This window comes from Methylocystis sp. S23 (genome assembly GCF_054106005.1).
This window is the reverse complement of record NZ_CM134185.1, coordinates 2,365,623-2,380,608: the sequence shown is the minus strand read 5'-3', so window position 1 is coordinate 2,380,608 and position 14,986 is coordinate 2,365,623. Positions and strand designations below refer to the sequence as shown.

Genomic DNA, 14,986 nt, shown 5'->3' with positions numbered 1-14,986 from the left:
GCGCGAACCCCACCCGGCGGTCTTCGACCGCCGACCTCCCCGTAAAGGGGAGGTAGGGGCGCCAGCGTCCGAGATTGTTGTTCACCCGCCCCTTGGCTCACCAGTCGATTTCATTGCCGAGATAGTCGAGATATCGCCGCGTGCCGGAAAGCGTAAGCTCCTCCACGACGCGAAGAATGCCCCTGGCGCTTTCCTCGACGGAGAGCGTGGCGTTCGGCCCGCCCATATCGGTGCGCACCCAGCCCGGATGCAGGGTGACGACGGCGATCCCTTCCGGCTTCAGATCGTCGGCGAGGCATTGCGTGAACTTGTTCAACGCGGCTTTCGAGGCGCGATAGCCTACATTGAACGTCCCTTCCAGCGACATGGAGCCGAGCACGCTCGACATCATCGCGATGCGCGGCCGTTCGCCCCGCCGCACCAGCGGCAGAAAGGCCTGGGCGACGCGCAGCGGCCCGAGCGCGTTGACGTTGAAAAGATCGAGCACGCCGCCGAAATCCATGTCGAGCGCGCTCTGGCGCTCCGGCCCATAGGCGCCGGCATTGGCGATCAACGCGTCGACCGGTTCCGTCACCTCGGCCGCCGCGGCCCGGATTTGCCGTTCGTCGCGCGTGTCGAAAACCAGCACGCGCCCCTTGCTCCCCGTCGGCGCGAGCGCCGCCTCGAGCGCGGCGCGGCCCCGATCGCTCCGCACGCTCGCCGTCACGCGCTCGCCGCGCGCCGCGAGCTGGCGCGCCAGCTCCAGTCCAATGCCCCGGCTCGCGCCGGCGATCAGCCAATGCGACATGGATGAAATCTCCTTGGTCCCGCTCGACGTCCCATATAGCGCGGCGCCTTGTCTTGGGCGCTCGTAATGCTACTAGTTTGCGTCACTCCAATTGCCGGCCTTCCCGCTCATGTTTTCCGCCGTCTTTGCGAGCGAAGCGAAGCAATCCCAGGGCCGCGGCAGGAGAATGAACGTCCTCCGAACAGCCCGTCAATTCGAGTGACAAGGCGCTGCGGGCGCAGGGGGAGAAGGTCATGACGGGGCAAGAGAGCCCGAGCGGCGGCGCCTGCTATTTCGACGGCCGCGCCGGGAAGCGCCGCGCGGTCGGGCTCGTCTTCGGCCCCGCGCTGGAGATTATGGAGGACGGCGCCCTGCTCGCCGCCTGGCCCTACGCGGAAGTGCGCCGCCTGCCGCCGCCGGGCGGCGTCATGCGGATCAGGGCGCTCGGCGCGCCAAAGGGCGCCTGGCTCGAGATCGACGACCCGGCGACTCAGGCGGAGGTCGAGCGCCACTGCCCGCTGCTCGCTGGCGAGAAAGCGCCGCCCAATCCGGAAGGGCGCAAACGGCTCGCCTATGGCCTCGCGGCGGCGGCCTTGTTCGGCGCCTTCCTCTGGGGCGGCGTGCCGCGCATGGCGGGGATCATCGCGCCGGTCATCCCGGATGCGTGGGAGAAAAAGCTCGGCGAGAGCGCCGACGAAGAGGTGCGCAAGAGCTTTTCCGGCAAGAGCTGCGCCGCGCCCGCGGGCGCCGCGGCCCTGAGGAAAATCTCGCAGCGGCTGCAGGAGGCCTCGCATCTGCGCCTGCCGGCGACGATCGAGGCGATCTCCTCGAAGACGCCGAACGCCTTCGCCTTGCCGGGCGGCAAGGTCTATCTGCTATCGGGCCTTCTGGACAAGGCCCAGTCGCAAGACGAGATCGCCGGCGTCCTCGCCCATGAGCTCGGCCATTTGGAGCATAGAGACCATCTGCGCCGCATCATCGCGACAGGCGGCACGGCGCTTCTGGTCGGCCTCGTCTTCGGCGACGTCAGCGGCGGCGCGGCCATGGTCGTCGTCGGCAATTCGATCCTCAACGCCGCCCATTCGCGTGAGAACGAAACCCAGGCGGACGCCTTCGCAGCGCAGACCATGGCCGCGCTCGGCCGGCCGGCCAAGCCCATGGGCGAATTGCTGATTCGGATCACGGGCGAGAATGAGGGCGGTCCCCTGAGCATCCTCCAGGACCACCCGCTGAGCGAGGACCGGCTGGCCCGGCTCGCGAGGGCAAACAAAAGCGAGACGGCGGCCCCGCTGCTGAGCGTGGAGGAGTGGAAGGCGCTGAAGGCGATTTGCGAATAAGGCCCCCTCTCCCCGTTTCACGGGGAGAGGGCTGGGGTGAGGGGCGAGCCGAGGCGAGGAAGCTCGGTCATTAGCCGCGACCTACGCCAGGAGAGCTACGATCGCCTTGCCCCTCACCTTAACCCTCTCCCCGCCTGCGGGGAGAGGGGATTAAACCGCCGCCGCCGCGTGCTCCATTTGCGCCACGCCGCTCCTCACCGCGGCCTGCACCTTCTCGAAGGCGCGGACCTCGATCTGGCGCACGCGCTCGCGGGAGACGCCGAACTCCTCGGAGAGCCGCTCCAGCGTCACCGGATCGTCGGCGAGGCGGCGGGCCTCGAAGATGCGGCGTTCGCGGGGGTTCAGCACGTCCAGCGCGCCGCGCAGGGCCGTGAGACGGTTATTGTTCTCCTCCTGCGCGGCGAGAATGCGCTCCTGGTCGTCGCTCTCGTCGACGAGCCAATCCTGCCACTCGCCCTCGCCTTCCTCGCGCAGCGGCGCGTTGAGCGAGGCGTCGCCGCTCATGCGGCGGTTCATCTCGATCACGTCCTGCTGGGAGACGCCGAGGCGCGTCGCGATCTTCTCGACATTCTCGGGCCTGAGGTCGCCTTCCTCGAAAGCGGAGATGCGGCTCTTGGCCTTGCGCAGGTTGAAGAAAAGCTTCTTCTGGCTCGCGGTGGTGCCCATTTTCACGAGCGACCAGGAGCGCAGGATATATTCTTGAATCGAGGCGCGGATCCACCACATCGCATAAGTGGCGAGACGGAAGCCGCGGTCGGGCTCGAAACGCTTGACGGCCTGCATCAGGCCGACATTGCCCTCCGAGATGATTTCGCCGATCGGCAGGCCGTAGCCGCGATAGCCCATAGCGATCTTCGCGACTAGGCGCAGATGCGAGGTGACGAGCTGCTGGGCGGCCTTGGGGTCTTCATGCTCGCGCCAACGCTTGGCGAGCATGTACTCCTGCTGCGGCTCCAGCATGGGGAAACGACGAATTTCGGCGAGGTAGCGGGCAAGGCCGCCTTCCGCGACGATAGGCAAGGAATTCGCCATATTGCGTCCCTCCTGGCGGGCTCCCGGGCGTCGGCGGGCCCGCAATGGTCGATCGCGCTACTCGCCGATCGCAACTAGGGTAGTATAGGCCGGAAAGTCCGGGCGGGAAAATGACTCCCGCGTGACAAGTCGCTAAAGTCGGGATTAAGATTCCGTAATGATTGGATGACGGAAGCGGAGCGGACGCGCCTTCCCCGCTCTTGCGTCAGGTTCTTATTTACTCATCGTGCCGAGCACGCCGCGCAGGATCTCCTTGGCGATGCGCGTGCCCGCCTCGCGCGCGGCGCTCTGCACGGCGGAGCGCATGGCGGCTTCGGCGGGCGACAGGCGCTTGCCTTTGGCGGAGCCGAACAGCGCGCCGAGCACCCCGCCAATGACGCCGCCGAGCACGCCGCCGCTTTTGCCGGGTCCGCCGCCCTGCAAGGTTTCGAAGGCGGAATCGCGGTCCACGGCCTGGTCGTATTTTCCGGCGAACTTGCTATCCGCCATCGCCGCAGCGCGCTCTTGCGGCGTTATCGGGCCGACGCGGGCCGACGGCGGCGCGATCAGCACGCGGTCGACCATTTCCGGCGCGCCCTTGTCGCCGAGCATGGAGACGAGCGCCTCGCCCACCGCAAGATGCATGATCGCGTCCGCCGTGTCGAAGGACGGGTTCTTGCGAAAGGTCTCGGCCGCCGCGCGAACCGCCTTCTGATCGCGCGGCGTGAAGGCGCGCAAGGCGTGCTGGATGCGGTTGCCGAGCTGGCCGAGCACCGTGTCCGGCACATCGAGTGGATTTTGCGTGACAAAGTAAACGCCGACGCCCTTCGAGCGGATGAGGCGCACGACCTGCTCGATGGCCGAGAGCAGCGCCTTGGGCGCATCGTTGAAGAGAAGATGCGCCTCGTCGAAAAAGAAGACGAGCTTCGGCTTGTCGAGGTCGCCGACCTCGGGCAGCGTCTCGAACAGCTCCGAGAGAAGCCATAAGAGGAACGTCGCGTAAAGCTTCGGGGATCGCATGAGCTTTTCGGCGGCGAGAATGTTGACGACGCCGCGCCCGTCCCGATCCGTGCGGATGAAATCCATGATGTCGAGCTGCGGCTCGCCGAAGAATTTGTCGCCCCCTTGCGTCTCCAGCACCAGGAGCTGACGCTGAATGGCGCCGACGCTGGCGGGCGCGATATTGCCGTATTTGACTTTGTATTCGGCGGCGTTTTCCGCGACATGAGTTAGCGCGGCGCGAAGGTCCTTAAGATCGAGCAGCAAAAGCTGCCGCTCATCCGCGATCTTGAACACGATGTTGAGCACGCCTTCCTGCGTGTCGTTCAGATCGAGCAGGCGCGCAATGAGCAGCGGCCCCATTTCCGACACCGTGGCGCGCACCATATGGCCCTGCTCGCCGAACACGTCCCAGAAAACGACGGGAAAGCGATCCGCCTGGTAATCGAGTCCGATTTCCTTCGCGCGCTTGACGAAGGCGGGCTTGGCGTCCCCCGCTTGAGAGAGCCCGGCCAGGTCCCCCTTCACATCGGCGAGAAAGACCGCCGCGCCCGCATTGGAGAAGCCTTCCGCCAGCACTTGCAGCGACACGGTCTTGCCGCCGCCGGTCGCGCCGGAGATCAGGCCATGGCGGTTGCCGAGCGACAGAGTGAGATAGCGATAGGCGCGCGCGCCGTCATGCGTGGCGCCGACGAGAATCTTTCCAGGAACGGCGTTGGGGCTTTCGCTCATCGATCGGCTCTTGCTGCGCCCTTTGTCGGAATCAGGGACCCTTGCGAGGCTACATCATTCCCGCCCGCGCCGCATCCGCGCAGGAGCCGGCGCCGGCGCCCGCCGGCGTCCGCGCCTTGGCGAAACAAGCGGACCGGGATAAGTTCCGGCGCGAGGGGAAGGATATGCGGGCAGTTCTGGCAGTCATCGGCATGTTGGCCCTGGGCGCGGGGACGCCCGTCGGCGGGGCGGCTGAGCCGCGTCCCATGCCGCTCAAGCTTGCAGCCGCCGTCGATCTGGAGAACAAACGCCTTGTGGCGCTGCTCGATTTCGAGATCGTGTCGCCCGCGAGCGACAGGACGCCCGAGACCGTCGTCGGCAAGCTGGAGAAGCCGCTCGCCGCGGGCGCGAGCGCAAGCCTTCCGCTGTCCGGCGGAGACGGATGCCTGTATCAGGCGCGCTGGGCCTTCGAGGACTTCAAGGACGCCGGCGACGTCGATCTGTGCGGCAACGCCCACATCATTCTCGTCGACTAGCCGAAGCGCCCCGCGACGGGAACCGCGCGAAACAGCAAGCAGGAAAGCTAAACATGTCCAGAGGGTCGGTGAAAGGCAACGGCAGGGCGGCGCGGCGCGGCGAGAAGAACGCGCCGAAGGGTCCCGCCGTATCGAGGACGCTGCTCATCGGCGCCGGCGCGGCCTTCGCGCTGATCTTCGGCGTCTTCGTCGCGATGACGAGCAACACGCCGCCGGCGCCGCCGGCCTCGGCCATTGGCGGCCCGTTCCAACTCACCTCGCACGCCGGCCGGCAGGTGAGCGAAAAGGACCTGCTCGGCAAGCCGTTCCTGATCTTCTTCGGCTACACCCATTGCCCCGACGTCTGCCATACGACGCTCTTCGAAATGTCGGAGATCATGCGCGCGCTCGGTCCCGACGCGAATATTGGCGGCCTGTTCGTGACGGTCGATCCCGAGCGCGACACGGCGGACGTGCTGAAGGACTATCTCGCCAGCTTCGACTCCCGCATCATCGGAGTCACCGGCCCGCGCGCGCAGCTCGAGCCGATGCTGCGCAGCTACCGCATCTATTCGAAGCGCGCGCCCGGCAAGGAAGAAGATTACGCCGTGGATCACACGACCGTCGTCTATCTGATGGACAAGAACGGCCGCTTCGTGACCTCCTTCAATGTCGGCCGCAAACCGGAAGAAGCGGCCAAGGAGCTCGCGCGTTATCTTTAGGGCGACGCGGCGCGCAAACGTAGGCAAGCGATTTTTTTGCGCGCCTTGCGTTTTTCGAACTCGCGACTCGCGGCGCCTTTCGTTAGCATGCCCGCATGCTTCGACTCCTGCGTGACGGACCCGGCCGCAACGGTTCGTCTCTCATCACTCTCGAGCACGCTGGCGAGACGATCGTCGTCGCCTTGCGCCGCGCGCCCGCCGCGCGACGATTCACCTTGCGCGTCCGCTTCGCGGCGCGCGACGCCGTTCTCACCATGCCGAGCCGCGCCTCGCTGCGCGACGCGCGCGCCTTCGCCGAACGTCACGCGGCCTGGATCGCGGCGCGGCTCAATCGCCTGCCGGCGACGATCCCTTTCGCGCATGGCTCCGTCATTCCGCTGCGCGGGGTCGATCATGCGCTGATCCATCTGCCGCAAAGGCGCGGCACGGTATGGACGGAAGAGCGGGAGGACGTCGAGACGCGCATCGCGCTCTGCGTCGCCGGACAGTCCGAGCATGTGCATCGGCGCGTGCAGGACCATTTCAAGCGCGAGGCGCGGCGCGATCTCGAAAACGCCGTCGCGCGCCACACATCGGCGCTGGGCCTTCCGCCGCGCGGCGTCGGCCTGCGCGATCCGGTGAGCCGCTGGGGCTCCTGCTCCTCGTCCGGCTCGCTCAATTTCTCCTGGCGGCTGATCATGGCGCCGCCTTTCGTTCTCGACTATCTTGCGGCGCATGAGGTGGCGCATCTCGTCCATCTCGACCATTCGCCGCGCTTCTGGTCGCTGGCGCGCCGTTTGTGTCCCGATACGGACCACGCCGAAACCTGGCTCTCGGCGCATGGCGCGCATTTGCATAAATATGGAGCCAAGGGATGACGTTGGATCGGCGCCGCCTGATCGCCGCTGCGGCGTCGCTTTTTTTCGCCGCCAATTCGAAAGCTGAAATGGCGATGGCCGGCGGCGGGAGCGGCAGGCGTCTTCTTATTCTCGATTTCGAGATCGTCGACACTTCCCAGGAGCCGGGCGATCAGCGCGCCGACCATGCCCGCCGGCTCGCCGCCGCGCGCGACGCGATTGCTTCGGGTCTGGCGGCGCGCGGCGTCTATGAGATCGTCGACCGCGCGCCGATCCAGGGCGATCTCGACCGGATCGGGGCGCAGACCTTTTTGCGCACCTGCAATTGCATCGGGGATCTCGGCCGCAAGGCCGGCGCCGATCTCGTCATGACCGGGCTCGTCAACAAGGTGAGCACGCTCATTCTAAGCATGGGCGTCTCCATCACACGCGCGTCGTCCGGCGAGCTTATCTATCATCAGGGCTTCGACTTTCGGGGCGACAACGACAATTCCTATACGCGCGCCGCGAAATTCTTCGCCGAGCGGATCGCGCGCGATCCCGTGACTTGACTGGAAGGCAAGGCGTTCGATGAACGAGAGCCAGAAAAAGACAGCCTCTCCGCCCTGGTCGGCCGTCTTTTCCCGTCCGCGCGGCGCCTTGCTCCACGCGCTCATCGACCGCGCGCGCGCCTTGCCGCCGATACGGATGGGCGTCGCGCATCCTTGCGACCGCCCGTCGCTGGAAGGGGCGCTCGCCGCGCGCGACAAGGGGCTGATCGTCCCCACCCTCATCGGCCCCTGCAAGAAGATCGAGGCCGCCGCGCGCGAGGCCGGGGTCTCGCTCGAGGATGTCGACGTGGTCGAGGCGCCCCACAGCCATGCGGCGGCGGACCAGGCCGTGGAGCTGGCCCGGCGCGGCAAGGTCCATGCGATCATGAAGGGCGCGCTGCATACGGACGAGCTGATGGCCGCCGTGGTCCGCGAGGGCACGGGACTGCGCACCGACCGGCGCATCAGCCATGTCTTCGTGATCGACGCCCCGACCTATCATAAGCTGCTGTTCGTCACCGACGCGGCGATCAACATCGCGCCGACGCTCGACATCAAGCGCGACATCGTCCGCAACGCGGTCGACCTCGCCCACGCCATCGGGATCGCGCGGCCGAAGGCGGCGGTGCTGTCGGCGGTCGAAACGGTCGAGGCCAAGATTCCCTCCACAGTCGAGGCCGCGGCGCTCTGCAAGATGGCCGACCGCGGCCAGATCGCCGGGGCTTTGCTCGATGGGCCGCTTGCATTCGACAACGCCATTTCCCGCGAAGCGGCGGAGGCCAAGCATATCGTCTCCGAGGTGGCGGGCGACCCGGACATTCTCGTCGCCCCGGACCTCGAATCCGGCAATATTCTCGCCAAGCAGCTCGTCTTCCTCGCCGGGGCGGACACGGCCGGCGTCGTGCTGGGCGCCCGCGTCCCCATCGTGCTGACGAGCCGGGCCGACGATGTGGCGTCGCGCGTCGCCTCCTCGGCGCTGGCGCAGCTTTTCGCCCACCGGCCCCGCCCGACGGCGTAGCCGCCTCGACAAGACGCCCCCGCGCATGGCAGAAACGCCGCCGACCGAAAGATTTCCCGGCGGAAGCTTTTCGTTCCCTCGCGCTTCGAGACGCCCGCTGTCGCGGGCTCCTCAGCATGAGGGAACGATACCGCCCGTCTCCCTCATGCTGAGGAGGCTTCGAAGGAGCCGTCTCGAAACAGGAGGGAGAAGGATCCCGCCCTTCACAGACGCCGACATGACCGACATCGCGAAACTCGAAGAAGACACGCTGCGCCAGATCGCCGAGGCTCAGGACGAACCGGCGCTCGAGGCGGTGCGCCTCGCCGCGCTGGGCAAGAAGGGCGCGATTTCGGCGCTGCTTTCGGCGCTGGGCAAAATGTCGCCCGAAGAACGCAAGACCGAAGGCGCCAAGATCAATGCCTTGAAGGACAAGGCGACCGAGGCGCTCGCCTCCCGCCGCGCCGAGCTGGCCGAAGCGGCGCTGGAGGCGCGTCTCAAATCCGAGACGCTCGACGTGACGCTCCCCGCCGCGACGAGCCCGCTGGAGCGCGGCCGCATTCACCCCATTTCGCAGGTGATGGACGAGCTCGCCGTCATCTTCGCCGATATGGGCTTCGCCGTGGCGGAAGGGCCAGACATAGAGAGCGACGACTATAATTTCACGAAGTTGAACTTCCCGGAGGGGCATCCGGCGCGCGAGATGCAGGACACTTTCTTCCTTGCGCCGGAAGCGGGCGAGAAGAAGCTGCTGCGCACGCATACGAGCCCCGTGCAGGTGCGCACCATGCTCTCGCAGCAGCCGCCGATCCGCGTGATCTGCCCCGGCCGCGTCTATCGCTGCGACTTCGATCAGACGCATACGCCGATGTTCCATCAGATCGAGGGCCTGGTCATCGACCAGTCGACGCATATGGGTCATCTGAAGTGGGTGCTGGAGGAATTCCTCAAGAGCTTCTTCGAGGTGAAGGGCGTGAAGCTGCGCTTCCGCCCCTCCTTCTTCCCCTTCACCGAGCCGTCGATGGAAGTCGACGTCCAGTGCCGGCGCCAGGGCGGCGAAATACGCTTCGGCGAGGGCGAGGACTGGATGGAGATTCTGGGCTGCGGCATGGTGCATCCGAACGTGCTGAAGAATTGCGGCCACGACCCCGACGTCTATCAGGGCTTCGCTTTCGGCGTCGGCATCGACCGCCTCGCCATGCTGAAATACGGCATGTCGGACCTGCGCGCCTTCTTCGACGCCGACACGCGCTGGCTGGCGCATTACGGCTTTAGGCCGCTGGATTTCCCGACGCTTGCGGGCGGGTTGAGCGGGTGAAAAAGGGAGAGACGCATGATGCAGAACTCCGAAATCCAAAAAATTGCCGAAAACGTGCTCAAGAGCCAGTTGGCGTCGAGCAAGATCGTCGATTGCCGGGTGGAATCCGAACAGGATTTCGACGGAGAAGAAATCGTGCGCGTCACTGCAGTCTCGGAAATCCCTGTCGAAGACGCACGGCTGAGATTGGCGGCCAATACCGCGATCCAAGACGAACTCCATCGCCTCGGCGACGATCGCTACGTATTTCTAGATATTGAGGTGTCTTCCGAACAACTCGACGAGGAGGAAGACGATCAGGAACCAGGGCGACAGCAAGCGTCATGACCATGGTGCAATCGCTGCTGCGCTTGGCGGATGAAACCGCAAAGAACGGAGCAAAAAACGCGACGTTTAAACGGAGGGCCGTGAGCACAGCCTATTACGCGGTCTTTCATGCGATCGCGGAAATGTGCGCGCGCGAAATGCTTGGCGGCGTCAGGACGAGCTCTTACGAGTTCGAAAGAGTTTATCGAGCATTGGAGCACGGATCGTTGAAAAGCGTCTTTAACGGCCCGCCGCTGAATGCGGATATGCAACTCAAGCAGCTCGGCATCCTGATCGCTCAGTTACAGAGCGAACGCCATCGCTCCGACTACCTTCCGATGCGCAATCTCTACACAGCGAAAACCTGCGCGCAGCATCTCGCCTCCGCGAAGCTGGCCATCACGCTTCTTGAAGGCCTGAGCAGGGAAGATCGCAAAGCTTTGGCCGTCACACTCCTCTTCAAGAACCGCTCATGAAACTCACCCTCTCCTGGCTCAAAGAGCATCTCGACACTGCCGCCGCACTCGCCGACATCGTCGAGACGCTCACGCGCATCGGCCTCGAAGTCGAGCATGTGCACGACCCCGCCGCGCAGCTCAAGGATTTCACTGTCGCGCAGATCGTCGAGGCGACGCAGCACCCGAACGCCGACCGGCTGCGCGTCTGCAAGGTCGATACGGGCGCTCCCGAACTCGTTCAGGTCGTTTGCGGCGCGCCCAATGCGCGCGCGGGACTGAAGAGCGTCTTCTCCGCGCCGGGAACCTACATCCCCGGCAAGAAGATCACGCTCGGCAAGGGCGTCATTCGCGGCGTCGAGTCGCTCGGCATGTTGTGCTCCTTCGAGGAGCTGGAGCTCGCGACGGAAAGCGACGGCATCATCGAATTGCCCGAGGATGCGCCGGTCGGCGCCGTCTATGCGCAATGGGCGGGGCTCGACGATCCGGTCATCGAGATCAATCTCACGCCGAACCGCCCCGACGCCGCCGGCGTCCATGGAATCGCGCGCGATCTCGCCGCGGCGGGACTCGGCGTGCTGAAGGAGAAGGACATTCTCCCCGTCGAGGGCAAATTCCCCTGCCCTGTCTGCGTGACGCTGGATTTCGCGGAAGACGAGAAGCATCTCGCGCCCTTCTTCGGCCTGCGCCTCGTGCGGGGCGTGAAGAACGGGCCAAGCCCGATCTGGCTGCAAAAGCGTCTGCGCGAAATCGGCCTGCGTCCGATCAACGCGCTCGTCGACATCACCAATTATTTGACCTTCGACCGCGCGCGCCCGCTGCATGTCTTCGACGCGAAGAAGGTGAAGGGCTCTCTCGCCGTTCGAAAGGCGAAGAAAGGCGAGGCGCTGCTCGCGCTCGACGGCAAGACGCATGAGCTCGACGAGACCATGGTCGTCATTTGCGATGAGAATGGCGTCGAATCCATCGCGGGCGTCATGGGCGGCGAGGTTTCGGGCTGCAATGACGACACGACCGACGTGCTGATCGAGACCGCGCTGTGGGATCCGCAAAATATCGCCCACACCGGCCGCAAGCTTGGCATCGTCACCGACGCCCGCTATCGTTTCGAACGCGGCGTCGATCCGGCCTTCGCGCTGCCGGGGATCGAATTCGCGACGCAGCTCGTGCTCGATTTATGCGGCGGCGAACCGTCGGAGCTTTTCATCGCCGGCGCCGTCCCGCGCGAGACGAAGGTCGTCGATTTCCCCTGGAGCGAGACGCAGCGTCTCGCGGGCGTCGACGTCTCGCAAGCCGAGGCGACAGCCATTCTCGAGCGTCTTGGCTTCACGGTCGAGAAGGCGGGCGAGGACCGCGCGAAGATCGCCGCGCCCACCTGGCGCCCGGACATAGAGGGCAAGGCGGACATTGTCGAGGAGATCGTCCGCATTCTCGGCGTCGACAATGTGCCCTCGACGCCCCTGCCCCGCGCGGAAGGCGTCGCGGCCCCGGTGCTGACGCCGATGCAGAAGCGCGCCCGCAACGCCCGCCGCGCGCTGGCGTCTCAGGGCCTCGTCGAGGCCGTCACCTGGTCCTTCATCTCCGGGGAACAGGCCGAGGCCTTCGGCGGCGGCTCGGCGGGGCTGAAGCTCGCCAACCCCATTGCGAGCGACCTTTCCGACATGCGGCCGAGCCTGCTGCCGGGCCTCGTGGCCGCAGCCCATCGCAACGCCGCGCGGGGATTGGGCGACCAGGACCTTTTCGAAGTCGGCCAAATCTTCGTCGACCCCACCGAAAAAGGCCAGCGCCTCGCCGCCGCCGGCATTCGACGCGGCCTTGCGGGCGCGGGCCGCCATTGGTCGGCCGCGCCGCGCCGCGCCGGCGCTTTCGAGGCCAAGGCCGACGTCATGGCGCTGCTCGACGCGCTCGGCGTCGCGACGGGCGGCCTGCAGGTCGCGCCGGGCGGCCCCGCCTGGTTCCATCCCGGCCGCTCCGCGACGCTGCAATTCGGCCCCAAGGCCGTCATCGGCCATTTCGGCGAATTGCATCCGCGCGCGCTGAAGGCGCTCGACGTGGAAGGGCCGATCGCCGCTTTCGAGATCCTGCTCGACCTTCTGCCGGCGCCCAAGGCGAAGCCCACCAGGATCAAGCCGAAGCTGGAGCTTTCAGACCTTCAGCCGCTCTCGCGCGACTTCGCCTTCCTCGTCGATCGCGCGGCGAAGGCCGGCGATCTCGTGAAGGCCGTCGCGGGCGCGGACAAGTCGCTCATTACGAATGTCGACGTCTTCGACGTCTATGAAGGCGTCGGCGTGCCGGAGGGGAAGAAGTCCATCGGCGTCGCCGTCACTTTGCAGCCGCGCGAGAAGACGCTCACCGACGCCGAGATCGACGCCGTGGCGCAGAAGATCGTGGCGGAGGCGGAGAGGAAATGCGGGGCGGAGCTGCGGTGAGGCTCGCGAACTTGCGACCGCTTGTCCGTCATTGCGAGCGGAGCGAAGCAATCCAGAGCAGCGGCGCCGCTGCTGGATTGCGTCGTCGCTGCGCTCCTCGCAATGACGGATTCGCTTGGTTGTTCGCCGCTTTCCTTTTCGCCGCCCCCGCCGCGGCCGCTCCCCGGACCATTGACGATTGCGAAGCGATCAAGGAGGCGAACGCCTATAATCTCTGCCTCGCCTCCTTCGGTCCCATGCGCGGCCAGCGCGGCGCGACCTATCCGGGCGTCGCGAGCGAGGGCGAGAAGGGAAGCGGCGGCGGCAAGAGCGGCGCCGCGCGCCGGACGGCCGCCGCTCATGGCGATGGCCGGGGCGGCGCCCACGCCCGTGGCGGACGCGTGAGAATGGAGTTCACGCCCGGTCGCCGGTGAGCGACATATTTCCAATCCCGGGAATTCGGCTCGAAACGCTGGAATTTATGCAAGGGCGCATGGATGAATTTGTCCATGCGAAAAGGCGGGGAATCCGTTTGGAAGAACGGCGATCCTGACATAGCGAGGGACGAAGCCGAACCAAGCTAAGGAATTTACCTCTTGGCAAACGGGCGCAGGCCCATTAAATAGGCCGTTCCGGGGCTCGTCTTTCACCCGTAGCCCCGTTTTCTAATTTGGAGCTTCCGCCTGAACCAAGGCTTTGTCAACGGCTTAGGGGAATGGCGGTGGATAGGCCGGCGGACCCGGGGGTTATGCCCTCGCGTCCCGTCCGGCCATGTCCTGTCCGAGACTGCCGGCGCGCGCGAAGGGTTATTCACAGCCCCGAACGGCTCAATCGGCCGAGGGACGACATGAGAAATCTGTCGTCCGGAGGCGGCCTGCACAGACGGGGAAACCGGAATTTTTTGGCCGGCGGCTCCATGCCGACGTCCTTCGAATTTGGTTCGCGCCCCTTCAACCAGGGCCTTCGCTCTTGAGCGAGGAGCGCTGGGGACAGGATCTACGGCGCCGCCTGCTTCCCGCGGGCGGCATGTCGCAACCGGCGGGATTTCCCGCCTGTTAGAAGAGAGCAACCGTGGATAGAGCGGAGAAAAAGGAAGCCGTTGCGGCGCTCCAGCAGGTCTTTTCGAAGGCCGGCTCGGTGGTCGTGGCGCATTACTCCGGCTTGACGGTCGCCCAGATGCAGGCCCTGCGCAAGCGGGCTCGCGAAGAGGGCGCCTCCGTTCAGGTCGCAAAGAACCGCCTCGCCAAGATCGCTCTGGATGGCTCGAGCGTCGCCAATTTCAGCCCCTTGCTCAAGGGGCCGACCCTGATCGCCTATTCGGACGATCCGGTGGCGGCGCCGAAGGTCGCCGTGGCCTTCGCCAAGGATCACGACAAGTTCGTGATTTTGGGCGGCGCCATGGGGGCCACGCTGCTGAACTCCGACGGCGTCAAGTCGCTTGCGACCATGCCGTCTCTCGACGAACTGCGCGCCAAGCTCGTGGGCCTCATCAATGCGCCCGCGACCAAGATCGCCCAGCTCTCGACCGCGCCTGCCGCCAAGCTCGCGCGCGTGTTCGGCGCCTACGCCAGGAAAGACGCGGCCTAAGAGGCACGCCTACCAGACTGAACCAAATTCAAAGGACGCACATAAATGGCTAATCTCGAAAAGATCGTCGAAGACCTCTCGGCTCTCACCGTCCTCGAGGCGGCTGAGCTCGCCAAGCTCCTCGAAGAGAAGTGGGGCGTTTCCGCCGCCGCCGCGGTGGCCGTCGCCGCCGCTCCGGCCGCCGGCGGAGCCGCCGCTCCGGCCGTCGAGGAGAAGACCGAGTTCAACGTGATCCTGGCCGCCGCCGGCGACAAGAAGATTGAGGTCATCAAGGAGGTCCGCGCGATCACCGGCCTCGGCCTGAAGGAAGCCAAGGACCTGGTCGAAGGCGCTCCGAAGCCCGTCAAGGAAGGCGCTTCGAAGGAAGAGGCCGAGAAGATCAAGGCGACCCTCGAGAAGGTCGGCGCCAAGGTCGAGCTCAAGTAAGCGGCAAACGTCACGCATTCTCTCTCCCCGCACGCGGGGAGAGAGCCTTTGAGTTTGAAGGA

General features: G+C 65.9%; 16 protein-coding genes. 13 read left to right on the top strand and 3 right to left on the bottom strand.

What is annotated here, in order from left to right:
* Positions 1 to 97 precede the first annotated feature (97 nt).
* Positions 98 to 787 carry an SDR family oxidoreductase gene (locus ACV7JP_RS11735; RefSeq protein ID WP_457795863.1) on the bottom strand — a complete coding sequence of 230 codons (690 nt, stop codon included), beginning with the start codon at positions 785 to 787 and terminating at the stop codon, positions 98 to 100.
* Positions 788 to 1,020: 233 nt separating this feature from the next.
* On the opposite strand from ACV7JP_RS11735, the gene ACV7JP_RS11730 reads away from it, so the two are divergent.
* On the top strand, positions 1,021 to 2,103 hold the full coding sequence (locus ACV7JP_RS11730) for a M48 family metallopeptidase (protein ID WP_457795862.1): 1,083 nt from the start codon (positions 1,021 to 1,023) through the stop codon (positions 2,101 to 2,103).
* 150 nt (positions 2,104 to 2,253) lie between these two features.
* Here ACV7JP_RS11730 and rpoH read toward each other — a convergent pair whose 3' ends face one another.
* Entirely contained in the window at positions 2,254 to 3,135 is an 882-nt protein-coding gene (gene rpoH / locus ACV7JP_RS11725; RefSeq protein ID WP_457795861.1) for an RNA polymerase sigma factor RpoH, read from the bottom strand.
* A 213-nt stretch (positions 3,136 to 3,348) separates the two neighbouring features.
* Positions 3,349 to 4,845: a helicase HerA-like domain-containing protein gene (locus tag ACV7JP_RS11720; RefSeq protein ID WP_457795860.1), complete on the bottom strand. Its 1,497-nt coding sequence runs from the start codon at positions 4,843 to 4,845 to the stop codon at positions 3,349 to 3,351.
* A 164-nt stretch (positions 4,846 to 5,009) separates the two neighbouring features.
* Between ACV7JP_RS11720 and ACV7JP_RS11715 the strand changes: the two genes are divergently transcribed.
* The 12 genes from ACV7JP_RS11715 to rplL all read left to right on the top strand — a co-directional run bounded on the left by ACV7JP_RS11715 (position 5,010) and on the right by rplL (position 14,924).
* The gene (locus ACV7JP_RS11715) at positions 5,010 to 5,360 is read left to right on the top strand and encodes a hypothetical protein (RefSeq protein ID WP_457795859.1); all 351 of its coding nucleotides are present in this window, start codon (positions 5,010 to 5,012) and stop codon (positions 5,358 to 5,360) included.
* Positions 5,361 to 5,413: 53 nt separating this feature from the next.
* The gene (locus tag ACV7JP_RS11710) at positions 5,414 to 6,061 is read left to right on the top strand and encodes an SCO family protein (protein WP_457795858.1); all 648 of its coding nucleotides are present in this window, start codon (positions 5,414 to 5,416) and stop codon (positions 6,059 to 6,061) included.
* A 95-nt stretch (positions 6,062 to 6,156) separates the two neighbouring features.
* Positions 6,157 to 6,918, top strand: coding sequence for a M48 family metallopeptidase (locus tag ACV7JP_RS11705; RefSeq protein WP_457795857.1), 762 nt, complete (start codon positions 6,157 to 6,159; stop codon positions 6,916 to 6,918).
* Positions 6,915 to 7,448 (top strand): DUF3280 domain-containing protein, encoded by a 534-nt coding sequence (locus ACV7JP_RS11700; protein ID WP_457795856.1) that lies wholly within the window; start codon positions 6,915 to 6,917, stop codon positions 7,446 to 7,448. Before ACV7JP_RS11705 ends, ACV7JP_RS11700 begins: the two co-directional genes overlap by 4 nt.
* A 19-nt stretch (positions 7,449 to 7,467) precedes the next feature.
* Positions 7,468 to 8,445: a bifunctional enoyl-CoA hydratase/phosphate acetyltransferase gene (locus ACV7JP_RS11695; RefSeq protein ID WP_457795855.1), complete on the top strand. Its 978-nt coding sequence runs from the start codon at positions 7,468 to 7,470 to the stop codon at positions 8,443 to 8,445.
* A 217-nt stretch (positions 8,446 to 8,662) separates the two neighbouring features.
* On the top strand, positions 8,663 to 9,742 hold the full coding sequence (pheS, locus tag ACV7JP_RS11690) for a phenylalanine--tRNA ligase subunit alpha (RefSeq protein ID WP_457795854.1): 1,080 nt from the start codon (positions 8,663 to 8,665) through the stop codon (positions 9,740 to 9,742).
* 15 nt (positions 9,743 to 9,757) lie between these two features.
* Positions 9,758 to 10,069 (top strand): hypothetical protein, encoded by a 312-nt coding sequence (locus tag ACV7JP_RS11685; protein WP_457795853.1) that lies wholly within the window; start codon positions 9,758 to 9,760, stop codon positions 10,067 to 10,069.
* Positions 10,066 to 10,524, top strand: coding sequence for a hypothetical protein (locus ACV7JP_RS11680; RefSeq protein WP_457795852.1), 459 nt, complete (start codon positions 10,066 to 10,068; stop codon positions 10,522 to 10,524). The genes ACV7JP_RS11685 and ACV7JP_RS11680 overlap by 4 nt, the downstream gene beginning before the upstream one ends.
* Positions 10,521 to 12,932: a phenylalanine--tRNA ligase subunit beta gene (gene pheT, locus ACV7JP_RS11675; RefSeq protein WP_457795851.1), complete on the top strand. Its 2,412-nt coding sequence runs from the start codon at positions 10,521 to 10,523 to the stop codon at positions 12,930 to 12,932. Before ACV7JP_RS11680 ends, pheT begins: the two co-directional genes overlap by 4 nt.
* 119 nt (positions 12,933 to 13,051) lie before the next feature.
* Complete coding sequence (locus tag ACV7JP_RS11670) at positions 13,052 to 13,345, top strand: hypothetical protein (RefSeq protein WP_457795850.1); 294 nt, start codon at positions 13,052 to 13,054, stop codon at positions 13,343 to 13,345.
* Between the two features lie 637 nt (positions 13,346 to 13,982).
* Positions 13,983 to 14,498: a 50S ribosomal protein L10 gene (gene rplJ, locus ACV7JP_RS11665; RefSeq protein ID WP_457795849.1), complete on the top strand. Its 516-nt coding sequence runs from the start codon at positions 13,983 to 13,985 to the stop codon at positions 14,496 to 14,498.
* Positions 14,499 to 14,543: 45 nt separating this feature from the next.
* Complete coding sequence (gene rplL / locus ACV7JP_RS11660; RefSeq protein ID WP_457795848.1) at positions 14,544 to 14,924, top strand: 50S ribosomal protein L7/L12; 381 nt, start codon at positions 14,544 to 14,546, stop codon at positions 14,922 to 14,924.
* The last annotated feature ends 62 nt before the right edge of the window (positions 14,925 to 14,986 follow it).